General features: G+C 41.8%; 17 protein-coding genes. 11 read left to right on the forward strand and 6 right to left on the reverse strand.

Going from position 1 to position 22,485, the window contains the following annotated elements; all coding sequences use genetic code 11:
• Window positions 1–143: 143 nt before the first annotated feature.
• From F752_RS0120790 to F752_RS0120805, 3 genes are all read right to left on the reverse strand, one after another.
• Complete coding sequence (locus F752_RS0120790) at window positions 144–917, reverse strand: oxygenase MpaB family protein (RefSeq protein WP_026135890.1); 774 nt, start codon at window positions 915–917, stop codon at window positions 144–146.
• Window positions 918–1,289: 372 nt separating this feature from the next.
• Window positions 1,290–1,796 carry an SPW repeat protein gene (locus F752_RS0120795; RefSeq protein ID WP_152425242.1) on the reverse strand — a complete coding sequence of 169 codons (507 nt, stop codon included), beginning with the start codon at window positions 1,794–1,796 and terminating at the stop codon, window positions 1,290–1,292.
• Between the two features lie 329 nt (window positions 1,797–2,125).
• The gene (locus tag F752_RS0120805; protein WP_017733685.1) at window positions 2,126–3,406 is read right to left on the reverse strand and encodes an L-lactate MFS transporter; all 1,281 of its coding nucleotides are present in this window, start codon (window positions 3,404–3,406) and stop codon (window positions 2,126–2,128) included.
• 746 nt (window positions 3,407–4,152) lie between these two features.
• Between F752_RS0120805 and F752_RS0120815 the strand changes: the two genes are divergently transcribed.
• From F752_RS0120815 to F752_RS0120850, 6 genes are all read left to right on the forward strand, one after another.
• Window positions 4,153–5,331: a pyridoxal phosphate-dependent aminotransferase gene (locus F752_RS0120815; RefSeq protein ID WP_201766075.1), complete on the forward strand. Its 1,179-nt coding sequence runs from the start codon at window positions 4,153–4,155 to the stop codon at window positions 5,329–5,331.
• A gap of 253 nt (window positions 5,332–5,584) precedes the next feature.
• A complete protein-coding gene (locus F752_RS0120820) occupies window positions 5,585–5,956 on the forward strand; it encodes a hypothetical protein (RefSeq protein ID WP_017733687.1) in 372 nt (123 codons plus the stop codon).
• 169 nt (window positions 5,957–6,125) lie between these two features.
• Window positions 6,126–7,577, forward strand: a complete 1,452-nt coding sequence (locus tag F752_RS0120830) for a PQQ-dependent sugar dehydrogenase (RefSeq protein ID WP_017733688.1) — start codon at window positions 6,126–6,128, stop codon at window positions 7,575–7,577.
• Complete coding sequence (locus F752_RS0120835; protein WP_017733689.1) at window positions 7,574–7,894, forward strand: c-type cytochrome; 321 nt, start codon at window positions 7,574–7,576, stop codon at window positions 7,892–7,894. Before F752_RS0120830 ends, F752_RS0120835 begins: the two co-directional genes overlap by 4 nt.
• Before the next feature lie 179 nt (window positions 7,895–8,073).
• A complete protein-coding gene (locus F752_RS0120840) occupies window positions 8,074–8,349 on the forward strand; it encodes a hypothetical protein (protein ID WP_017733690.1) in 276 nt (91 codons plus the stop codon).
• Between the two features lie 624 nt (window positions 8,350–8,973).
• Window positions 8,974–9,957, forward strand: coding sequence for a class I SAM-dependent methyltransferase (locus tag F752_RS0120850; RefSeq protein WP_017733692.1), 984 nt, complete (start codon window positions 8,974–8,976; stop codon window positions 9,955–9,957).
• Window positions 9,958–10,104: 147 nt separating this feature from the next.
• On the opposite strand, the gene F752_RS0120855 is transcribed toward F752_RS0120850, so the two are convergent.
• Window positions 10,105–10,569 carry a PepSY-like domain-containing protein gene (locus F752_RS0120855; protein WP_017733693.1) on the reverse strand — a complete coding sequence of 155 codons (465 nt, stop codon included), beginning with the start codon at window positions 10,567–10,569 and terminating at the stop codon, window positions 10,105–10,107.
• Between the two features lie 543 nt (window positions 10,570–11,112).
• On the opposite strand from F752_RS0120855, the gene F752_RS0120860 reads away from it, so the two are divergent.
• A complete protein-coding gene (locus F752_RS0120860; RefSeq protein WP_017733694.1) occupies window positions 11,113–11,676 on the forward strand; it encodes a plasmid pRiA4b ORF-3 family protein in 564 nt (187 codons plus the stop codon).
• 787 nt (window positions 11,677–12,463) lie between these two features.
• Here F752_RS0120860 and F752_RS0120870 read toward each other — a convergent pair.
• Window positions 12,464–12,937, reverse strand: coding sequence for a hypothetical protein (locus F752_RS0120870; RefSeq protein WP_017733695.1), 474 nt, complete (start codon window positions 12,935–12,937; stop codon window positions 12,464–12,466).
• A 69-nt stretch (window positions 12,938–13,006) separates the two neighbouring features.
• Window positions 13,007–14,242 (reverse strand): hypothetical protein, encoded by a 1,236-nt coding sequence (locus F752_RS0120875; RefSeq protein WP_017733696.1) that lies wholly within the window; start codon window positions 14,240–14,242, stop codon window positions 13,007–13,009.
• A gap of 276 nt (window positions 14,243–14,518) precedes the next feature.
• Here F752_RS0120875 and F752_RS0120880 point away from each other — a divergent pair, with 276 nt between their 5' ends.
• The 4 genes from F752_RS0120880 (at window position 14,519) to F752_RS25625 (ending at window position 22,484) form a co-directional block, all read left to right on the forward strand.
• Window positions 14,519–16,438 carry an MrcB family domain-containing protein gene (locus tag F752_RS0120880; RefSeq protein ID WP_017733697.1) on the forward strand — a complete coding sequence of 640 codons (1,920 nt, stop codon included), beginning with the start codon at window positions 14,519–14,521 and terminating at the stop codon, window positions 16,436–16,438.
• A 12-nt stretch (window positions 16,439–16,450) separates the two neighbouring features.
• Window positions 16,451–18,727, forward strand: coding sequence for a DUF2357 domain-containing protein (locus tag F752_RS0120885; RefSeq protein ID WP_017733698.1), 2,277 nt, complete (start codon window positions 16,451–16,453; stop codon window positions 18,725–18,727).
• A 99-nt stretch (window positions 18,728–18,826) separates the two neighbouring features.
• Window positions 18,827–19,714 (forward strand): phospholipase D family protein, encoded by an 888-nt coding sequence (locus tag F752_RS25620; protein WP_017733699.1) that lies wholly within the window; start codon window positions 18,827–18,829, stop codon window positions 19,712–19,714.
• Between the two features lie 142 nt (window positions 19,715–19,856).
• The gene (locus tag F752_RS25625; protein WP_017733700.1) at window positions 19,857–22,484 is read left to right on the forward strand and encodes an AAA family ATPase; all 2,628 of its coding nucleotides are present in this window, start codon (window positions 19,857–19,859) and stop codon (window positions 22,482–22,484) included.
• Window position 22,485: the final 1 nt, after the last annotated feature.

The raw sequence follows: 22,485 nt of genomic DNA on the forward strand, positions 1-22,485 counted from the left end.
ATATCATGCTGAATTTAAAGTATTTGACCCTCTATTCGTAGAATCAATTCCCGAGTTCAGGTTATAAAAGAAAAAAGAGTACTGAGAAGAACTCAGTACTCAATATTTAATTATTTATTATTGTAAAAACCTGTATCGCTATTCTAGGACGAGACACATGCGGCTACATCCAGCTCCGCTATCTCCTTTTTATAGGCGGAAGGCAGTATCAGTGACTTCAGGAGCCAGTCCAGCTTTAGCCTTCTGCTGAATTTATACACCGCCAGAATGGGGGTGAGGAACGATAGCTTTCGGAGATTCAGCAGCTCTCTTACCCGCTCCGGAACTACCAGAATCTGGGCCTCCAGCAATAAAAAGTACCGGATGGGCCCCAGGTGCTTTCGGTACTGCTTATACAGATCCTGGGTGAAGTGGCTGTTGGTGTAATTCCGCCGTAGGTGCTCTTTCCTTACCTTCTCCCATTCCTGATAGCTGGTGGGAAGATCGGGAATACCCATGCGATGACCTACCCGGTAAAACACCTCAAATACCTCTTCCTTTTCCTTTTCCAGCAGCTTCCGCTCTACCATTTCGTAGGCACTAATGGAGTAGCCAATCAGCATGAAGAGTACATCCCGGTAGGCCCAGTCGGGTATGCGGGAGCCTCTCTTTTCTTCAACACCGGCATGAATTGCGGTAATTCTGTCAATCGCCTGCAGGGCTGTTTCATTTTCTGAGAAAACGATCTGGCGGGCATAAGATACGGTGGAAAACAGGCGTCCCAGCGGATCGGCCGGGAGCTTTCCGGTAAAATAAAGCCAGTCTACTGCCTTGTTCAGGGCAAATTCCGCAGAAGCCCCGGCAAAAATGAAGAGGGTGGTATCTCCTTTTCCCCATATTTCCCGCACAATTGAACCTTTGGGTACAAAATATTCCATAGGATTTAAACAGCAAATGAGCTGAAAATGTGCCGGTTCTGGCTTTTCTTTTAAATTGAAACAGGCGAGGGAGGGGCATATGGGTGCAGAGGCCTGTATCAATTTTTTCCCTGCGCTGAGGCTAAGCTGAAACAATCTGCCTTTTACCTTTTGCATCTTAATAAGCCAATGATGTTTCAAATGAGGATTCCTAAGGTTGAGGAACCTGGGAGACCATACAGGTTAAAGTTCCGGCGGGAAAATAAAATCTTCAATCCATATTTCGGTAGGTGAAATGCGTAAAAAAAAGCGGCCCCAAAAATCTCCGGGGCCGCTTTGTTGAGTATGGAATGGAAACGTCTGTTTCCTTTTATTCAATAAATAAGTTATGTATTACAGGTTTTCCCTTTCTCTTCTTGCTCTTTCACTTTCGGTAAGGGTTCCTGTTCCTGTTTTAGATCCCATTGGAGGTCTGGACTCTGGTGTTATTGTATTATTTGTTCTTCGATTAGTATGTGTTCCTGTTGTCGCTTTATGGGTATCGGCATAACGCGTATCCGGTACACGATGGGTAAACATAGCTACTCCAATTTCTGCAATACCAAGAATTAAATGTGGCAGGTACACAAAATCATCGAAGCCAAACAACCATGGGGACACCGCCAGGAAGGCACCACCTATCATGTCCAGCATCAGGTGCGTACGCAGGGACAGTTTTCTGGTAGCGCTCATTTCATAATCGGTGACAAGGCTGTACAAAATGACACCTGCACCTAAAATAACGGGAATCCAGGTTTCTGCTCCACCCCGATCAAAACCAAATAACCAGGGAGATACAATTAAAAGAGCTCCCATGAGGTAGTCTATTATGCCATGGGTGCGTGTTGAAATAAATTTCATAACTTAAAAAGTTTAAAATTGATACTGAAAAAATATTCATAATCGTCTGAGATTATACGACTTACGATTTGAAAGGTTCAAGCTGCGGTAAAAGTTATACAAGTGAAGGGGGCTGGGCAGGGGGTGCGGAGGTAATAGCTGCAGAAGGATTGATAATGCTCCTGGGGGAGGGGATTTATAAGATACAATGGCCTAATTACCTGGCTTTTTACGGAATTACCTCTGTTTTCAGCTAAACCGATGAGCATTAACTGAGCGCTTCCTGGCCCCCTGAAAGACTGGACCGGAATAACTGTATTAATGATTTTAGCAGGTAGAGCTTCAGTTGACTATTCTGAAGCCCTTATTGCAGAATTTGCAGCTACGGGCGTACGCTTTTGTTTCCGGATACGCCGAACATCTGCTTTCAATAGCACAGCAATGACTAAAGCCGCTATTATCAAACAGGTGAATACATAGAATACAGGAATGTAACTTCCGGTTCTTGAATAAATTTGTGAAACCAGGGTCGGGCCTATTAATCCACCTAAAGACCAGGTTGTTAAAAGATAACCATGAATGGCACCGAGCTCTTTCGTTCCAAAAAGATCGGCTATAAAGGCAGGAAGGTTAGAAAATCCACCACCATAACAGCTGACCACCAGGAAAATCAGTACCTGAAAAACTATTGCGCTTGAAATATTGGGCAGTGTAAGGAACGCGATAAGTTGTATAATAAAGAAAATGATGAACACCACGGGCCGGGAAAGGTAATCGGAGGCTGCTGCCCAGCCAATTCTGCCCGCACCATTAAAGATTCCCATAAGGCCTACCATTACGGCTGCGGCTGCGGCGGATAATCCTCCTATTGTTTGAGCCATTGGTGAAGCGACTGATATCATCATGATGCCCGCACTGGTATTGATTATCATGATCGTCCACAACATCCAGAAATGTTTTGTTTTTACTGCTTCCTTTGCAGTGAGGGAGGATAAATCGTTTACTACCTTTTCCTTACCCGAAGCCTTGCTTTGTTTCATGCCAGCGGGGAGCCAGCCTTTTGGAGGTGGTGCTATATACAAGGCACCCAAAAGCATTAGAACAAAATAACTTGTTCCTAAAATGTAGAATGTTGTGGAGATTCCGAGAGTTTCCATCATACCAGCCGCCACGGGGGCTGTGATAAGGGCTCCTGTACCAAAACCTAAAACCGCCATACCCGTTGCGAGTCCACGCCGGTCGGGAAACCATTTTACAAGTGTAGACACGGGTGCAATATAACCTATACCCAACCCTATACCACTTAAAAGCCCATAGGTAAGTATAAACAGCGTAAGCGAATCAATGGCCACTGCAAAGCCAGAGCCTGCCTGTCCCAGGCCAAACAACAAGGCAGCAACTATTGCCGATTTTCTTGGTCCACTTTTTTCAACAAATCTTCCGAATACAGCAGCCGATGCGCCTCCAAGAACCATCATTACTGTAAATGCTAAGGTAACAGATGAAGCGGCCCAGCCTAACGAATCGACTAGTGGAATGGTGTATACACTATAGGCATATGCGGCACCAATGGAAAGATGGATACAAATTGCGGATAAAGCGATTAACCATCTGTTTTTATGAGTATTCATGTTTTACCTTCTTTATATTATTACCGTTTAACTTTTTCGTATTGCCCCGACACCATCAAAATTTTACATAAACGAAAGGATGAACCAAATCCAGAAGAGCACCCGGCTGCAGTTTTTATTCCTGTACCTTATTTTTCAGGATTTCTGTTAACAAGGTCATAGCTTATCAAGATATACTTTTAGACTATACCAGCGTCTCTCCATTCAATAACCATATATTTTCTTAAGATCCCTAACTTATTTCAGGCTTTCCTGGCAGTATAGTGGTCTATCCGGACAGCTGTACGCACAATTTCATTTCCTGGAAAAGAAAATGGAAAATAATAAAACCGACAGAAAAATAAAGATCATCACTCTCTGCTTTTTCATTTCGGAGACCCATTATCTGTTAAAGATGATAAGGAGAAGAAAGGGTTAAAAAGCTTGTAGTTGAGGTTCTTTCCCTGACGATCAATTCGATAGCAAATCACAGTCCGCCTTTAGGGAAGCGCTATAACTGTTGAATTTCTGAAACCCTTCTTCCTCTATGCAACAAATCGTGCTAAGAGCGGGTACCTTCAAAGTGAAGCATTACAGTAGACAAAGTTTATTTAAAAATGAAGGAAAATACACAGGTCGGAACCACAAGTTTATCCTCAAGAGGCAAAGCTTTAGCCTCAACCGCTGCAAGAGTAGATTTTGATTTATACATGGAGGCATCTCAAAATCTGTATTGCCCAAGGGAAAACCCTGAGGGAGCCTTTCCCTTGAACGTTGCGGAGAACTCCTTAATGACTCACCTGATGAAGGAGCAGGTAGATGCCATTTTAAGCCGGCATAAGGTTCCTGAATGGGTATTTCATTATACAGATCCTTCAGGGAATCCGGAGGTGAGGGCTGTGATAGCCCGCTTTTTGGAACAATACCTTTGTGGCTGCCCTATAGAACCTGATGCAATCGGCTTCTCTGCCGGGGCTTCTGCCATTATAGAAGTGAGTGCTTTTTTGCTCGGAGATAAAGGGGATGTTGTGGTGATACCGGCTCCTTCCTACCCCATGTATACCAACGATATGGGGGTGAAAAGTGGATTAGTCCGCTACGACCTGCAAACCCATTATCATTTGGCAGAACACGGAGCAGATGGGCCTGTGAAAAAGGACATGCTGGAGAATGTGTGGGATGAACTGAATGCACAGGAGAAAAACTTTAAACTCCTGGTTATTACTTCTCCTGATAACCCGACAGGTGTGGTATATTCCGAACAGCGGCTCAGGGAGCTTGCCGGCTGGTGCATACAGCATAAGGTTCATATGGTGGTAAATGAAATTTATGGTCTGTCGCGGATAAATACGGAAGGCGGAAAAGTACAAAAGGAAGACCGAGAAGAGGTAAGGCATGCTTCCTTTGCCAAAATAATGGCTGAGTACCGCAGCGATTACCTTCACCTCTGGTATGCGCTATCGAAAGATTTTGCCAGTTCCGGTATGAGGTTCGGGATTGTACACTCTTTGAATAAGGACTTTCTGGAAGGGTTTGCCAATGTAAATGTTCCCCATATGGTATCTAATCTTACGCAGTGGATAATGGGCGAGCTCTTCAGGAATACGGCTTTTATTGAAAGCTACCTTGAGGAGAACCGGAAGCGCCTTACTGGGAGCTATGAGGTAGTGGTGGCAGCGCTCAATAGAATCGGTGTGCCATATATACCAGCGAGCGGAAGCCTTTTTGTGTGGGCCGATTTCTCTCAGTATTTAAAAGAAACAAGCGGGCAGGAGGAGGAAAAGCTATGGCTCAATATCTACAGGAACACAGGCGTATTACTTACCCCCGGAAGTGGCTTTCGACATCAGAAAAAGGGTTTGTTCAGGATTGTGCATACAGCAGTACCCACCGCTCATTTAAAGGTAGCCATGGATAGAATGACTGCTTACCTGTCCGCCTTATAGCAGGGGCTGTTGTAAAAGGAAAGTAAGCCATTAGGGAGGAGGAACCAATTAAATTTCTGCTACAGAATTAGTGCCGGAGGTGAATAAAGCTGTCCTAAGACTTCCCTAAGGGAAGTTCTGTTCATTCAATTAGTTCCTACAGGTAAATGGAAGGACTTCGAAAGTGTTAAAATAATCATCTCAATTGGAGATAAGGCTCCCGGCAAATCGAAGGTGTCGATTATCGTAATTTAGTCTTCTTAAAAATTTAACCATGCGCAGAAAACCCATCGGACCTAAACTACATGGAGCCATCGACTATGGCTTTTTCAGCATACAAATGCTGGCCCCGGGCCTGTTCGGCTTAAAAGGCACCGCCCGCACTCTTTGCTATGCCTTTGGGGCCAGTCAGGGATTACTCAACCTGTTTACCAGCCAGCCCCTTGCGCTGAAAAAGGTGGTGCCCTTTCGGGTGCATGGACAGCTGGAGACTCCTTTTGTGCCATCCCTCATCCTGCTGCCATGGATAACTGGTGCACTTAAACAACGGAATGCCCGCCGCTATTTCATTTCCTTCTTCAGTATTGCCCTTGCTAACTTCCTGTTAACGGATTATAAAGCCTTTGAGAGAGAAAGGAAACGTTAAATGGAAGGATAATTAACGCTCTTCCTGTATTCCGGAGCTCTTACCACCTGAGCATCCGGAGGGTATTGAAAAGTTGGTATACAGCTGGTTTTAAGTAGCGGTAGAGTAGAGCTGTTGCTGCAGGCAAACATTCTGTTAATGTTGCAGTTGATTTTAAAATGCCTGAAAGATGAAAAACATTTTCCTGCTCCTGCTCTCTGTCCTGCTGCTTTCTTCCTGCTTTCGCCTAAAAAGCTCCAATGGAGGGGGTGAGGTGGAGAATGTAAAAGCCCGAACACCTCAGCCTGAAGATATTGTAGTGCCGGAAGGCTACCAGATAGAGTTGGTTGCTGAGGGGCTAACTTTTCCTACTGCCATTACCTTTGATGATGACGGAACTCCCTACGTGCTGGAGGCCGGCTATTCGTATGGTGAAGAGTGGACAGAGCCAAAGCTGTTAAGAATTGAGGATGACGGGAAAAGAACTGTGGTGGCTACCGGAGGGGTAAACGGCCCCTGGAATGGCATAGACTACCATAACGGACAATTCTACATCGCCGAAGGTGGGGTGCTGAAGGGAGGTAAAATTATCAGGGTCAACAAAAATGGGGAAAAGGAGGTACTGGTGGAAGATTTGCCCAGTCTGGGTGACCACCACACCAATGGTCCTGTTATCCATAACGGCTATCTTTATTTTTCGCAGGGCACCGCCACCAATTCCGGCGTAGTAGGGGTGGATAATTATAAGATCGGCTGGCTGGATAGATTCTCTACCTTTAATGATATTCCCTGTGAAGATATAGTCGTCAATGGCTACAACTTTAAAAGCGAAAATCCTTTAACGGATGATCCGGATGATAAGGTGGAAACAGGTGCATATGTGCCCTTTGGCGTAACCAATGAGGCGGGTGACACCATACCCGGGCAAATTCCCTGTAGCGGGGCTGTTTTCAGGATGCCCCTATCAGGTGGCGAACCGGAACTGGTCGCCTGGGGACTTCGGAATGCCTATGGGCTGCAGTTTAGCCCGGACGGGAAGCTTTACCTGACAGAAAACGGCTATGATGTTCGCGGTAACCGCCCTGTTTTCGGCGCAGGTGATGTGCTGTGGGAAATAAAAACCGGTGAGTGGTATGGCTGGCCCGATTACTCAGCAGGTAAGCCTATTTATAAAAAGGATGGTTTTGTGCCTCCCGGAGAAGATAAAAACCTGAAGCTCCTCAAAGAAGATCCGGGTACTCCGCCTAAGCCCCTGGCTATTTTTGCCGTCCACTCTTCTTCGAATGGACTCGATATTATCTCTAATCCCGATTTCGGAACTGTGGGCTCCGTACTGGTGGCACAGTTTGGCGATATGGCCCCTTTTGTAGGAAAGGTATGGAACCCGGTAGGTTTTAAAGTGGTGCTGGTCGATCCGAAAACGGGAGTTATTCAGGACTTTGCGGCCAACTCCTCTGAAGAGAATGGACCTGCCTCCTGGCTGGAAAGCGACGGGCTGGAAAGGCCTATTGATGTGCAGTTTGACCCTTCCGGAGAGGCCCTCTATGTGGTAGACTTTGGTATACTCATGTTAAGTGATGAAGGAGATTCGAATCCGATTCCTGAAACGGGTGTCGTCTGGAAAATAAGTAAAAAGCCATGAAACTTTTAAAAAGCAGCCTTGTGCTCCCGGCAGTAGTTTTAGCTGTAACCGCCTGTAACAAGCCACCGATTACGACCGACCTCCCCCAAACCGAAGCCGTACAGCAGGGGCAGGTCCTGTACATGGAGTACTGCCAGAAGTGCCATCCCGATGGGGAGGCGGGTCTGGGACCTTCTGTTTATTATGTTCCTGATTTTGCAAAAAGGTTTCAGGTGAGGCATGGAGTTGGAGCAATGCCTGAATTCGATGAAACCGAGGTTTCAGATGAGGAGCTTGATAAGATCATTGCCTATCTAAGAGCCCTGGGCAGGGAGTAAGATTCAGGCGGTATCTAAGGCCTGTTTTTCAGATCCACCCTTCAGTTTATCAGGCAAAGCCGGCTAAACATGCCTGTTCATTCTCCGTAAAAGAAAGAGCAGTACCCTTGCTTAATAAAGGGTGGTGAGGGTTGAGTGAAAAGGCGATATACAATTTTTAATCTGGATAAAGGAGTGTTATGAATATTGAGAACAATAACGAGATTGTGAACTTTACGAATTACCTGCTGGGAAATAATTATACGGTTAACCCTGCTTCCGGGGAAGCGAAAAGAAAGTATTTAATTGCTCATCGTGGAGATGAGTTTTATATGATTGAACATGGAGCGCTGGGGTCGGATGCAGAAGGATATGGTATCTACAGAATCCAAAACCCTGAAGCCAGAACCAGGGTAAGTGAGATTGTTCCTATTACTGAGTTTGATCCTGCCCGGGGAATAGCAGTAAACAGCTAGTAAAAAGGACAGAGGAAAATAAAAACCATTCAGAATCAAGAAAGGCTTGCTCCAACAGGGCAGGCCTTTTTTTCATAAAAGACTATGACGGGGATAATTTGCCGGGCAAATTTTGTGGAGTTTCTGCCTGTGATGTAGGTGGTGAGCTTAGTAAATAGGCTCATTAGTGAAATGAGGCAGGAAATGATGCTATTCGGCTCATGAAGGGTAGCTGGCACTATCCTGACTTTTCCGAGCCCGGACAAAGCCCTAAATACATAATGTTGTATTTTTATAAATAGGCGAATAAAACATTCATTACCCGCAAGCCTGCAGCCTTCCTGCAGAACCAGCTCCTTCAGGCGAAAACGGAAGTTCGTGCTCCACGCCGGATATATTTCATCTGCTCTGGATAAGTGAGCCGGTGAAAAAAGCCACTTTAGACTTCTCCAGACCATGAAAGCCCACCGATATTCTGTATATTGAGCGGCCATTCAATGGAAGCCTCCCGGAGGAGTGGCTGGGTGTAAATAAGTTCTTATGCCGGGTGAGAGGCTAAAGTTAAGGCCGCTTTCCTGATTTTACAGCAGGCCAATTCAGGGAGGGATTTACTGTAAACGGAGAAGGCAGAAATTTAAAGAGAAAATGGAACAGCCAAAGACTGAATTTAAGTGCAGAATTTGTGGGAACAGCCGTAATAATGAATGGTTCAGGACCAGGGAAATGATGTATGGGCTAAGGGATGAATTCTGGTATATTCAGTGTAGTGCCTGTAAATGCCTCCAGATTAAGGAAATTCCAGCAGATATGTCACGCTACTATCCGGGCCAGTATTATAGTCATAAGCTTTATGACCCTTATAAATTTAAAGGATTCGGAGGGGAAATTAAAAAGCTGAAAATAAAGGCTGCGGTTTTTCAGAATACCCCTCTGCAAAAAGGGATCAGAATCCTGTTTCTCAGGGATCAGTACAAGTTTCTGCAGGAACTGGAAGTTTCCCGGGAGAGCAGAATTCTGGATGTGGGGTCCGGCAATGGTGGAAAATTCCTTTACCCTCTGGCCGAAATAGGATTTAAAAATGTTATGGGCTGTGATCCTTACCTGGATAAGCCCATCAAATATGAAAATGGGCTGGAAATAAAGAAAACCGACATATTTGGGATAAGCGGAAAATGGGATCTCATCACCTTCCACCATTCTTATGAGCATATCGGTAATCCTGTTGAAACGATGGAAGAGGTTGCTGAACTGTTAGCTCCGGGAGCAACATGCATCGTCCGAATCCCGACCGTTTCTTCCTACGCCTGGCAGCATTTTAAAACCGACTGGTTCCAGCTAGATGCCCCCCGCCATTTTTTCCTTCATTCTATAGAAAGTATGAAAATTATAGCCGAAAAGGCAGGGCTGGAACTTTCCAGGGTTTGGTACGACTCTACCCACAGTCAGTTTTCCGAAAGTGAAAAATACCAGAAGGACATTCCTCTGTTGACTCCCCAGCCTACAGGGCTCCGGCAGTATGTAAAAAGAAAAATTATAAAAAAACGATATAAACGACTTGCGGAAAAACTGAACCAACAGCAGCAGGGAGATCAGGCTGCCTTCTTTTTCAGGAAAGCTGAACGAGCATAAAAGTATCTTTCTGGAAAGGTAAGAACCCTGAAACATAAAAACCTCCTGCCTATAATTGCCTAATGGCTCTTACAGGCAGGAGGCTCTTTTTTTGATTATCATCCCTATTTCCTGCAATACGGGATGATACAGGTGAAAAGGTTAACGTTAATCTTCCTCTTCTATCTCCTGGCGGATAAACTCCCCTTCTTCATCAAAGAAAAGTTCATATTCCATTCCATCATTGCTCACCTCGACCACAAAGCCATTCCCCTCATCATAGCTTTCGAAGGAGGCTGCTTCCTCAAGCTTACCATCAGGGAAGTTGGTTGCGATGTAGTCTTTTACATTTTCAGGAAGTTCATCAATCGGAATGTCTCTTTCCGTTCTTACCCAATTTAAATCGGCATCATATATAACAGATACCTCCACCGAGTTTTCCTCAAACTCCGCTTCCCATAAATTTCCTTCTTTTTCCCATTCTACATCCTCAGCATTAGGGTGTCGTTCGGCCAAATCATTCTTGATTTCTGCCGGAGCCTTGTCACCCGGTAAAATATTATCTAATTCCTCGCAGGATGCTAATAAAAAGATACCAGCCACTAAAGCAAAAATGTTCTTTAATCTTTTCATAATGAAGTATATTAAAGTTAAGTATAACCTATTGATATTCAGGTTTTAATAGAAACGGATAGGGTATTCCATTAGTTGCAATGCTGTTGAAATTTGTTTCGGTAAATGAAGCTCCGACCTAAAGCTCCTCATCCATGAAATTTAGCAGCACAGCACTACATTTTCTAAATGTCGCCTGTGGCTCTGGAAAGATTTCGCTTATTTGTATAAACGGCTTTTCTGTATCAGAAAAAGGATGCATTTCGACAGAAAACTTACCGTACAGGCAATTTAAATAGCCTCTGTAAGAGAAGCTTGTATGCTTAAATGATGGCGTTTGGGGTAGGGAAGTTTGAAGAGTACTTCTACCACATGCTGTACCCTTTTATCTGTAAGGAGTGTAGGTGAAACTTACTCTCCTTGTGTGTATGAGGGCGCTTGTTACCCTGCTTTCGTCGCAAAAGGATTTAGGAGGCAGATCAGTAGTTGAAATCATATTTTTTGTTTTATTTAGGAATGCCGGCTCCCTGAAGCCAGATTTCTTCAGAACAAATTTTTTGCCCCATGACCTACCAGTTTAAGATACAAATCAAAGGAATAACCAGGCCACCTGTGTGGCGAAAAGTAAGTGTGCCGGCCGGCTTCACCTTTTTGAAATTCCATGAAGTGATCCAGGCCGCTTTTGGTTGGGAGAATTACCACCTGTTCCAGTTCTCGCCGAAAGGATTTGGCAGCTACCCCTCTATTGGCCTGCCCGACCCGGAGGGTTGGGACGAGGGTGATACCCGGGATAGCCGGAAAATAAAGCTATCGGATATTTTTTCGGAGGAAGGGCAGAAGTATACCTACATCTACGACTTTGGCGATAGCTGGGAGCATCAGGTGGTGCTGGAGCGTATTTTGCCCGATAACCTCCGCAAAGCCAGCTGCCTGGACGGAAAAGGAGCCTGTCCGCCTGAAGACTGTGGCGGAAGCTGGGGCTACGAAGAACTTAAGGAAACTTTGGCAGACCCCTCAAATCCTGAACACGAAAACATGAAGGAATGGCTGGGGCTGGAAGAAGAGGAAACATGGGACCCGGCTGCTTTTGACCTGAAAGAGGCCAATGAAAGGGTAAAGCATGTTTGAATTAAGCCTTGAGCAGAGGGTCTGGCACCAGAAGCATTGAACCGCAGCCATCAGTACTTTTAACTTCCGCTGTCTGGAAAACGCTTGTCAGTGTTGCAAAATTAACCTGTCGGTGATAAATCTTACAGATCAATAACTGCTGTACAGTGAGGAGGATATGATGACATTGGCCGAAAAGGTAATCAGGAGTCGGTAGCAGTGCCAGGGGTGCAGCCAAAGCTTTCTGTAACGATTAATAAAGGATGGGGCAGAAGGAGCTGCCCGATTTACGATTGTTGGATTGTGGGGAGATTACATTTTAAAACCACCGGCAGCATGGTGTTCATTTCTTCCTGCTGAAATGAAAGAAAGGTATAAAGATCTTATAATATTGAAAGCTCAGCAGCTGGATATCATTTAAATTCATCTTCAATGCTTGCTGATGCGCTGGAATAATTGTCTCTCACCTGGGGCGGAAAAAATGAGGAGGAGGGATTCGAACCTCATATTTTTATTCCTTATTATCAGTTAGTTAGCTAAGTGAAAAATGCCTGGTGAAACACGAGTGAAACATTTTCCTATTTTTTGCCGGTCCCGCAGGGACATGAACCCCCGGGTGCTTGATATTTCAAATATAACATTTTTTTATTGGATTTTAAATGCTTTCTGGAGAAAAGCTAATGTTTCACTTTTGTTTCACTTCAAGTTCTCTTTAAATCACTATTAGATGGTGCTAAAATAGAATGGCTTTATCTATAAAATATTTTAAAATATTATTAACTAGTTAGGCAACTTATTTATTAATCAACTATTCTGCTGAAGCATTTAATATTGAAAATTTAAAATCCTCGACTTTTTCAGGTAAGTCCAACTTCTCTTTAAATCTTACTGATTGACCTGGTAAAATGTATTCGTAAACTGTTATTTCTTTGCTTCCTATTAAAGCTTTTGTCTTAGAATAGAAATCCACTTTCAATTTTATGTCTTTAGCTTTTGCAACAGAAGCACTGTTTGTTAAGGTGCCGGAAAAGTAATCTACATATTTTACTTTAAATAAGCCCCCTTCGTCCTTGCTTTCAATACCAGCTTTCCCATTAAGAAAATCTTTCATATCCAAAGCCTCCCTTTCTTTTAGTTCATTTCTGAGTTCCTCAATAGGTCTATATCTGTAAGAATCTTTTCCAGCAAGATAGCCATCTGCGTACCCGAGTTTATTGCCAATAATAAAAGTTAACACACCAACGGCTATCGTTAACAAAAGGATTAAAATTGTCTTTTTCATTTTTTAGGAAATCTAATTGTTATAACTGTAACTATTTTTCTTGTAAAATTTTTGAAGTGGAAAAGATCTTTAGCTACCTGCTTCAGCTTCCATAATTAATACCTCTTCCGCTGTAATTGCAACTACTTCGATAACAGTATGGATACCATACATGGAGTCTGGGTTTTTAAGTCCTAAATAAAATTGGCCATTGTTGCAGCATGTTATTTGTACATTACCAGAATTGATATTTTCCCGAGTTCCTTCTAGGCCGTAACTATAAGTTTGCTTGTTTGTAAATAATCTTTGGTTTTGATAATCAAGGAGATATATATCGCAATGATTAGAGGCTGGTGGGCGTGATAAGAGCTCAACACCAAAAGAAAGAGTACCTGTTTGATCAATCAAGCTTGAGAGTTCGCTTACAAGGTTCATTTTTTCTGCTGTTGAGTTGATCTCTGCTTCATCTCTAGATGCAGCTATTTTATAGTACCACTGCACTGTATTTGGGGGAAGGTTAACAGGAATAATTACCCTTGATTTACCTTCTAAAAAGGTAGCGTTAGTACCACTATTAATATAATTCTTTTGCTTTTCAACTATAGTAACAGGGGTGTATTTAACTTCCTGTCGTACGGAAGTGATAAAGTCTACCGTTGAAACAGAGCCAGGCTTTCTTTCGATTCTTAGTTGAGCAGACCTGCTGAAAAGGTGATTTGTTGCTAACACAAAAATGTATATTCCTCTTTTCTCAACTCTGACTCTGACATCTTTTAATTCCTGAAACTCATTATTGGAATATTTAAGCTGGAATTCAGGGTATGAATAAACTGCAATTTGATTAGTGCCTTTCCTGTTCGTCATTTCAAAGTTCAGGATGATTTCATCACCTTCTTCAAACGCATAGTAAAAAGTGGGATGATTAGGGTAGTCAAGTCCCGGGTTATTGTTTTGCCAGATTCCTACGGCAGATGAGCCTGGAATATCAAAACCTAAATCGGCAATTAATACTTTATTCTTATTTGAAGAATAAGATTTCTTTGTGAAATTTAACTTAATAATTAGTTGCTTATTTGCTTCAATTGAAAAGATGGTGTCTTTTACCTGCCCATCAATGGTTTTCACCTGTAAAAAGTGATCGCCAGGAGTTAATGGAAATTTTTGGACTTGATTTTTGGTAAATTCACCTAATTCTTCTCCGTCTAAATTCACTGTTCCATCCTTATTTGCAGTGAAAATAAGGTTTCCAACTTCTTGACCAAAAGATTGGATAGCGAGTAAATTTATTAACACAATGAGAATGAGTGAGTAAAGGTTTTTATGCATAATACCTTGTTTACAAATTGTTATAGTTGACAAACCTAAAACAACTTACAAAAAAAAGAAAAATATTTCTTTCAAAAATTATGTTTATTTTAGGTAAATCTTACTTTATTCTCTAATACTTATCATTTAAGAGAAACAGCAAATTGAGGTCAGGAGAAAAGCCTTTTGATTACTTCATCAATAAAATGGAAGCGAAAATTTGGCCTTTTTGCTATAATATATCCTCACCGTCAAATTTAATTGCTATTATTAGGATGTGAATATTTTAATTTTAATATGTCGATTCCAGCCAATATCTCTAAAGACCATTTACTAAACGCTATCCATAAAATTGATCAGGAGGGAATACCGGTAGGGGGAGATTCCAGATATTATGATGTGGTATTTAGCGGAAGCAAATACCCTCCAAAGCTAGTGGTTTCCTATGCTAACATCTTTGCGAATGGAGAAGAGTTAGACCGAAATTCCTTCCGTGGTGGAAAAGATACCGAATGCTTTAAATTGTTAGAGGAAAATGGCTTTGAAATAAAATCAAAGGTGGAAAAGGAAAATTTTTACGAACTACTAATTAGGTTTCTGCATCAGGCACAAACTGATGAATTAAAAACAAAATCTTATTTGAATGAATATCAAGGGTTACTGGTAAAAGTGAGCTTCGGCCAAGGTAACCCAGCACGAATTCCATGGATTGCTTTGTTGCGTAGCGGCCAGACCGTTTCGAATGGCATTTATCCTGTTTATCTGTATTTCAAAAATCAGGGTGTACTGATTCTGGCTTATGGTATAAGTGAAACCACCCCTCCTGCTGTAAATTGGAATCTGGAGTCGCTTGTTCCAACCATTAATGAAGCCTTTCAGAAGCGGTTCAATGCAAAACCAGAGCGATATGGAAGTTCTTATGTCTATAAAGTGTATAACATTGATCCCAGTAGTAAAGCCTTTGGTTTAGATGAAGCTCGGGTAAATCAAGACTTAGATAATTTAGTTGATATTTATAATCAACTTCCTTTGAATTCTGATTCTATAAAAGAAAGTACAGCCTCGTCAAGTAAGAAAGCACCTGCTATCAAACAGGTTTCATTTGATTATGCCGAATTTCAAAAGCAAACGGAGACAGCTAATCTGAAGTTTAGGGAACAGCTGATCATTCGCTTTATTTCGGCTCTTTGCACTAAGCCTTTTGTGATTTTAACAGGACTTGCCGGTTCAGGAAAAACGAAGCTTGCTCAGGCTTTCTCACATTGGATTTGTGAAGAGGATAGTCAGATTTGTATTGTGCCTGTTGGAGCTGATTGGACGAATAGGGATCCTTTGCTCGGTTATCCGAACGCTTTAGAAGCTCAGCGGTACTTTAAGCCAGAGAATAAGGCGCTGATGCTCTTAATAGAAGCCGGAAAACCAGAAAATGCAGAAAAGCCTTATTTTCTAATTCTGGATGAGATGAACCTGAGCCATGTAGAACGCTATTTTGCCGACTTCTTAAGTGCCATGGAATCTGAGGGAACAATCTCTTTACATTCCGGACAAGTGGAATGGGATGGTGTCCCTTCTGGTGTAAGTCTTCCGAAAAACCTGTTCATCATTGGTACTGTGAATGTAGATGAAACTACCTATATGTTCAGTCCTAAAGTATTGGATAGGGCCAACGTAATTGAGTTCCGAGTAGAGGAAGAAGAAATGCAAGCATTCCTGTTTCGTCCGGGGAAAGCTGATTTGTCAAAGTTAAAGAGAGCGGGTTCTCATATGGCAGCTGATTTTATCACTAAGGCAACTTCAAAAGTTTCTGATGCTGCTAATACAGAAAAGGTGAATAAAGCGCTGCTTGAGTTTTTTGTTGAGTTGAAAAAGGCGGGAGCTGAATTTGGCTATCGTTCTGCATCTGAAATTAATCGATTTGTAAAAGTGCTACCAAGCATTGCACCTGGATGGGGAGAGGAGGCAATTCTTGATGCCGCGGTAATGCAGAAGTTGTTACCGAAAGTGCATGGCTCCAGGCGAAAATTGGAACCTGTGTTGAAAGCATTAGCAGGTTTATGTTTAGAGAAAAGAGAGGAAACGGATAGGCTTTTGAACGATCCAAATAAGATTCTTTATGATGACAAAAGCATGGTTCGCTATCCTCTTGCCCTAGAAAAGATAGTTAGAATGTATAAAGCGGCAGTGCAAGATGGTTTCACCAGCTTTGCAGAAGCTTAAACCTGTACTGATTTGGCAAATCCGGAAGAAACAATTGAAATTCCCTTACTGGATGGGAGTCAAATAAAGTTTTCTGTTTTCGCTGAATCAGCGCATCCTGAATCCTTGAGATTGATTCCTGATTCAGAAGCAGCTGAATTTGGAGAAGCTCCCTTGCAGCTCATGGAAGGATTTTCTTATGAGTACAAAATTGAAGATGGATATAAGCTTCAGGAAATTCCAAAAGTCGTCAGTCTTTCTAGAGTTAATAGATCAACAGGCAGAATAACGCCAAATATTTATGTAGGCTCTTTGGTACTTGAGGTTTTGGACGAAAAAGCCTCAGAAAAAAAAGGTGAATTTTCTATAGAGGTCCAATCAGTAAAAGCTGATTATAGGAAGGACTATCGGTTTATGTTAGAGGATATCACTGAAAAGTGTACCGACCTATTGATGCAAAGCAATTCACCGGTTACTCAAAACTTTACAGTTGACTTCAATGAGGATTCTCAGACTCTCTACCAGCGGTTTTCTTTTGTGAAATCAATTATTGAAACACCTGAATTTCATGAAGCCATTCATAGAATTGTAGGTGCACCTGTAACAAATTGGGCAGAGCGGGAAGAAGAAACAGATATCCGGAGGGCTAAAAGAATTGGAAATTCCTCAATAAGGCAAATCGCCTCAAGTTCCAGTAGAGTTATGCTTCCCGCAGATCATTCATTGCAAGGAAAGTTAAAGTCAGTTCCAGCAAAGTTACGGATAAGTAGAAAGCACGAAACTGTTGATACGCCTGAAAATCGATTTGTCAAGCATGCGATCCTTTCCTTTTTTCAATTTTGTGCAGACATAAGTGAACAATTGAAGAAAGGTAGCCGAGCTTACAAAGAGGCTCAGCAAATGCAGGAGGTTTTGGAAAGTATGCTAAACCACTCCGTTTTTAAAGAGGTTTCACCGCCTGCAACTTTAGCTTTAAACAGCCCTGTACTTCAACGGAAAGAAGGCTATCGTGAGGTGCTGCGGGTTTGGCTAATGTTTGATTTAGCTGCTAAGCTTGTGTGGAAAGGAGGAGAAGATGTATATCATGCAGGGAAGCGAGATGTAGCCACTTTGTATGAGTATTGGCTTTTCTTCAGCCTCTTGGATGATTTCAAAACTGTTTTCAATATAGAACCAACCGCCATTGGCAATCTCATTGGACCCACTTCTGACGGGTTGGGGCTAAAGCTTAAGGCAGGGAGGTTTATTCCTTTTAAAGGAGTGTATGATTCTGGTAATCGGAAGTTAAATATAGAGTTTAGTTTTAACCGTACATTTTCCGGTAACAATGATTATCCTTCCGGAGGCAGCTGGACGAAGAACATGCGCCCGGATTATACTTTAAGCATCTGGCCAGCAGAATTAAAAGCGTCAGAAGCGGAGATGCAGGAGTTAATTGTCCATATCCACTTTGATGCGAAATATAAAATAGCCGGTTTATATGAAATTATAGGCATTGAGAATGAGGATCCTGAAAAGGAGAAGGAAGAACAAAAACAGGGAAATTATAAGCGAGCTGATTTGCTGAAAATGCATGCTTATCGGGATGCCATCAGAAGGACTGGAGGAGCTTATGTATTATACCCAGGAGATAAGAGCTTACAAAAGTCTGGTTTTCACGAATTGATTCCAGGCTTAGGAGCCTTCCCAATTAAACCTTCCAGGACAGATAATGGAGTTGCAGAACTAAAGGACTTCATTTATGAAATAATGGAGCATTTCCTTAACAGAGCCTCCCAGCGGGAGCGGATGTCCTACAGAGTTTATGACATTCATAAAGAAAAGGATAAAGATGCTCTAAATGAACCTATTCCAGAATTTTTCAATGAGGGAAGAACCCTTCCCCCGGCGGACACTAGTGTTTTGATCGGTTTTTACAAAGATGAGCAGCATAGGGAGTGGATTGAAAGGACCGGCTTTTACAATGCTCGGATGAATAGTAAGCGAGGTTCTCTAAAATTAGGACCAGCTGAGGCAGGCGCCTCTTATTTACTCCTTCATTCCGATGGGAAATTAGAAACGGGTGATATCTGGCGAATTACCGATACTGGTCCGCGAGTCTTTTCAAAAGAGGAGATGATTAAGAAAGGATATCCCAATCCAAACCAGGAGTATTACCTTGTGTACAAAATAGAGAAAGTCGAATCTGCAGCATTTGCGAATGCTGTGTGGAATATTCGGAAGCTGGAGCAGTACAAATCAGGCAGAGGCTCTGCTTTGCCTTTTGCTGTGAGTTTGACGGAGCTGATGAGGGTAAAAGTTAATCAATGACTTTATTAAGGTAAGATCTTAGAGATAAACACAATCCTTTTCTGCGCATGAAAATTTACCTTTGGAGTGTATTGTTAGAAAATTTATTCGGATTGGGGAATGGCAAAATTCTTAACTACCTCGGCAATAGCTTACCACATTGAGAACATCGTAAGAGAAGCAAATAAGCATCTAATTTTAGTAACTCCTTATCTCAAACTCACAAAGAATTTATTCGAGAGACTTAAGGAAGCTAGCAATAACGGTGTTAAAGTGATTTTAATCTATGGAAAAGAGGAGCTGAAAAAAGAACAGAAAAATTGGCTCCAGGAACTTAAGAATATAGAGCTCCATTTCTCTGAAAATCTACATGCAAAAATCTATTTGAATGAAAAAGAACTAATAATAGGTTCAATGAATTTGTATGAATATTCGGAGAAGAATAATCGGGAGGTTGGAGTTCTTTTTGAAAGGAAAGTAGATCAGGAAATTTTTAATGATACCATCAGCGAAATTAAATCAATAATAAATGCCTCAAAACCTGCATATGTATCTTTTACGGAGAGGCCTATAAAGCCCATTAAAGTTAACGAAAATTCTAATGCATTTAATGAGCTAGCCAGGTATCTACGTCATTACTATCCAAACCAAAAGATAAAAGTAAATAGGGATGGATTAGGTGGAGAACGTGTAGAGGCAAAGGAGTTCGTTTTTAAGTTTGTGAATTTCTCCACAGTAGGTTATAAAACAGAGTTTTCCATAGACCTAAGTGATAAAATTCGGGAAGAAATTCTGGCGAAGTTAGATTTTGAAGAATTAAGGGAACACCGGGTTTATATAAACAGGGAGGTAATTTCGCTCTATATGAGTATTCAGCATCGTGATAATTGGGAAATTTATTTAAGAGAAAAGAAATTTGAGCTTATTGAGAAGGGGATTTTCACTGTACTGGAAAGACTCAATGCAGCTACCCTAGAACTCCAGAAAGGGACAGCCATAAATTTCTAAAAGGAAGTATAGGGGAAGAAAGTTAAAAGACCTTTGGCACCTTAATGTGGGAGATGCTTTGTTGGGTGGCGGGAAAATGTTATTTTAAAATCAGTAACTGGCCACATTTTTTTACCACATTCCTAATTTTTCTTTAACCAACATGGATAAGCAGATTTCCTATATCAATCAACTGGCTAAGCAATACAAAGAATATGTTAATGATGAAAATACTCTTTATCATGCTTTGAATGAGCTGGATAATGATACCTTACTATCAATCACGAAGGAATATGGAGATCCTGACCGGGATTTTCGACCAGTAAATGTTTTGCGGTACGAGGCGGTACGTTTGTTAAATAAAGGTGAAAAATTAACACCATCCCTGCTTGAGTCAATAAAGGATAACATTCGTAAAAAGAACCTGGACCAATTTCCACATTTCAGTACAAAGCTTAAAAAAGGGTTAGAAGAATATCCGGTAGGTAACCGAGATATTTTTGCCAGCTGGCAAAACCCCTGGCGTATTTTTCACACCTTCTTTTTTAGAGGAACAATTCGGGAAACCGTAAATCAATATTTACAACAAATTGCTAACCAGCTTAAAGGTGATTTAGGTTTGGTTGATTACACAACGCATTGTGTTGATTTTTACGGACCAAGTAACTTTGGGTGCCACTATTGTTGGTTTGCCTTGTACCCATCTAGTAAGAACTCCCATCAGCAAGCGTATCAGTTCTTTGTGCAGCTAGAGGAAGATATGAAGGCGGGATGTATTGGAGGTCATTTAATTAAAAACCGCATACCGAATCAGGTTGAACCGGTAGAAAACTATGATGATATTTTACAACTGCTGAATGGCCGAAAGGAAGACATTGAGAACCTTAACAAAGAAATTCGAAATTACTTTAAGCTATCGCCAGGAACCCAGGGGATTAGGTGGGAATTATTTCAGGAAAAGGAGATTGGAGCGGTTAACTATTCTAATCTCGGAACAGGGGATATCTCTCAGATAAACTCTCTTGCGGACTTGAACATTAAAGCAGGGCTGCCGCCCGATAGTAAATCCAATCAGACCTGGAATTTATGGTTATTCAAAACTGCTAACACTGGTGATGTGGTTTTTGCAAGTAAAGGAACAAATACCTGTCTCGGTGTAGGCATTATCAAGGGAGACTACTACTATGATTCTTCTACTTCATCCTTTTCCCACCAAAGATCTATCCATTGGATAACAGATAAGGTTTACGAATACAAAGCATATTCTATAAAAGGGTACCCAAAGCTTTTTAGGCCGGATACTTTTAGCCCTACTCTGGTATGGGAGTTTATTTTGAGTGAATATGTTCGGTTGTATCCGGATTTAGCGGCAGTTTTTGATGAGCACGATTTAAAGTATTCAAATGATTCCGTAAAGGAATTAGTAGAAAATGATGAAGAGGAGGTGCCCCAGCCAGAAGACACAGACTTTGATATAAGTTATTGGTGGCTGAATGCTAACCCAAATATTTGGAGCATTAATAAATGTTCTGTCGGGGATATTCAGTCTTACACTTCACACAATGAAAAAGGAAATAAGCGAAGAATTTACAGGTATTTCGAAGCTGTGAAGCCTGGGGACCTCCTCATCGGGTATGAAAGTAGTCCTGTAAAGCAGATTAGAGCCATTTTTGAAATTACCAGAGGCCTTCATACGACTGATAAAGGAATGGAAGAAATTGAGTTTGAACTTATCGAGAAGTTGGAGGTGCCTGTTGCATGGGCGGAGCTTTCAAATGAAGCAGGATTGGATGATTGTGAGGTGATAGTAAACAATCAAGGTAGTCTCTTTAAACTTTCAGAGGATGAATTTGATATTATCCGTACTATCATTGATGAAAAAAATATAATCCAGGAGAGAAAGCTGCAGGGTGCTGAAAAGAAGTTGTATAACTTCTCCAAAGATCCTGACAAACCTTTTATTGCGGAAGCTGAATTCAATAATATTGTTTCTCTCTTGCAACGGAAGAAGAACATTATTTTACAGGGCCCTCCAGGAGTTGGAAAAACATTCCTGGCCCGTAAGCTTGCCTATCAAATAATGGGTGAGGTAAGTGATGCGCAGATCGAAATGGTACAGTTTCACCAGTCTTATAGCTATGAAGATTTTATTCAGGGTTTGCGTCCGAACAAAAAAGGTGGTTTTGAATTAAAAAACGGTACGTTTTATCGTTTTTGTCAGAAAGCCCATGCACATCCGGAAAGGGACTATTTCCTTATTATAGATGAGATCAACAGGGGCAACCTCTCTAAAATTTTTGGTGAATTAATGATGCTAATTGAGGCTGATAAACGAAATAAGAGGTACTCGATTAAGCTTACCTATGCCGAAGAGGAAGAGGAGACCTTTTATGTGCCACCAAACTTGTTTCTCATTGGAACTATGAATACCGCTGACAGGTCCCTGGCAATTGTAGATTATGCTTTACGCAGGCGCTTTGCCTTTATTACGCTAAGGCCGGTACTGGATGAATCTTTTCGTGCTTTTATAGAACAGCGGGGGTTGTCCAGGGAGCTTACCAGTCACATTCAATCCTCCGTAAATATTATCAACAAATCCATTTCTGAGGACATAAATCTAGGAAGTGGCTTTCAAATTGGGCACAGCTATTTCTGTACCTATTCCAACAATACAGAAGAAAAGTTGTGGTGGAAGGAGTTGCTGCGATTTGAGTTACAGCCCCTGATGGAAGAAATATGGTTTGATAATCCGGAAAGGGTAAAGGAGATGATAAATATCCTGGAATTGTAGC

The sequence above is a fragment of the Nafulsella turpanensis ZLM-10 genome (assembly GCF_000346615.1).
In the GTDB taxonomy this organism is placed as follows: Bacteria; Bacteroidota; Bacteroidia; order Cytophagales; family Cyclobacteriaceae; genus Nafulsella; species Nafulsella turpanensis.

Coding starts and splice junctions, on each gene's coding strand:
- F752_RS0120790 (WP_026135890.1), bottom strand. CDS start 917: ATGGAATATTTTGTACCCAAAGGTTCAATTGTGCGGGAAATATGGGGA.
- F752_RS0120795 (WP_152425242.1), bottom strand. CDS start 1,796: ATGAAATTTATTTCAACACGCACCCATGGCATAATAGACTACCTCATG.
- F752_RS0120805 (WP_017733685.1), bottom strand. CDS start 3,406: ATGAATACTCATAAAAACAGATGGTTAATCGCTTTATCCGCAATTTGT.
- F752_RS0120820 (WP_017733687.1), top strand. CDS start 5,585: ATGCGCAGAAAACCCATCGGACCTAAACTACATGGAGCCATCGACTAT.
- F752_RS0120830 (WP_017733688.1), top strand. CDS start 6,126: ATGAAAAACATTTTCCTGCTCCTGCTCTCTGTCCTGCTGCTTTCTTCC.
- F752_RS0120835 (WP_017733689.1), top strand. CDS start 7,574: ATGAAACTTTTAAAAAGCAGCCTTGTGCTCCCGGCAGTAGTTTTAGCT.
- F752_RS0120840 (WP_017733690.1), top strand. CDS start 8,074: ATGAATATTGAGAACAATAACGAGATTGTGAACTTTACGAATTACCTG.
- F752_RS0120850 (WP_017733692.1), top strand. CDS start 8,974: ATGGAACAGCCAAAGACTGAATTTAAGTGCAGAATTTGTGGGAACAGC.
- F752_RS0120855 (WP_017733693.1), bottom strand. CDS start 10,569: ATGAAAAGATTAAAGAACATTTTTGCTTTAGTGGCTGGTATCTTTTTA.
- F752_RS0120860 (WP_017733694.1), top strand. CDS start 11,113: ATGACCTACCAGTTTAAGATACAAATCAAAGGAATAACCAGGCCACCT.
- F752_RS0120870 (WP_017733695.1), bottom strand. CDS start 12,937: ATGAAAAAGACAATTTTAATCCTTTTGTTAACGATAGCCGTTGGTGTG.
- F752_RS0120875 (WP_017733696.1), bottom strand. CDS start 14,242: ATGCATAAAAACCTTTACTCACTCATTCTCATTGTGTTAATAAATTTA.
- F752_RS0120880 (WP_017733697.1), top strand. CDS start 14,519: ATGTCGATTCCAGCCAATATCTCTAAAGACCATTTACTAAACGCTATC.
- F752_RS25620 (WP_017733699.1), top strand. CDS start 18,827: ATGGCAAAATTCTTAACTACCTCGGCAATAGCTTACCACATTGAGAAC.
- F752_RS25625 (WP_017733700.1), top strand. CDS start 19,857: ATGGATAAGCAGATTTCCTATATCAATCAACTGGCTAAGCAATACAAA.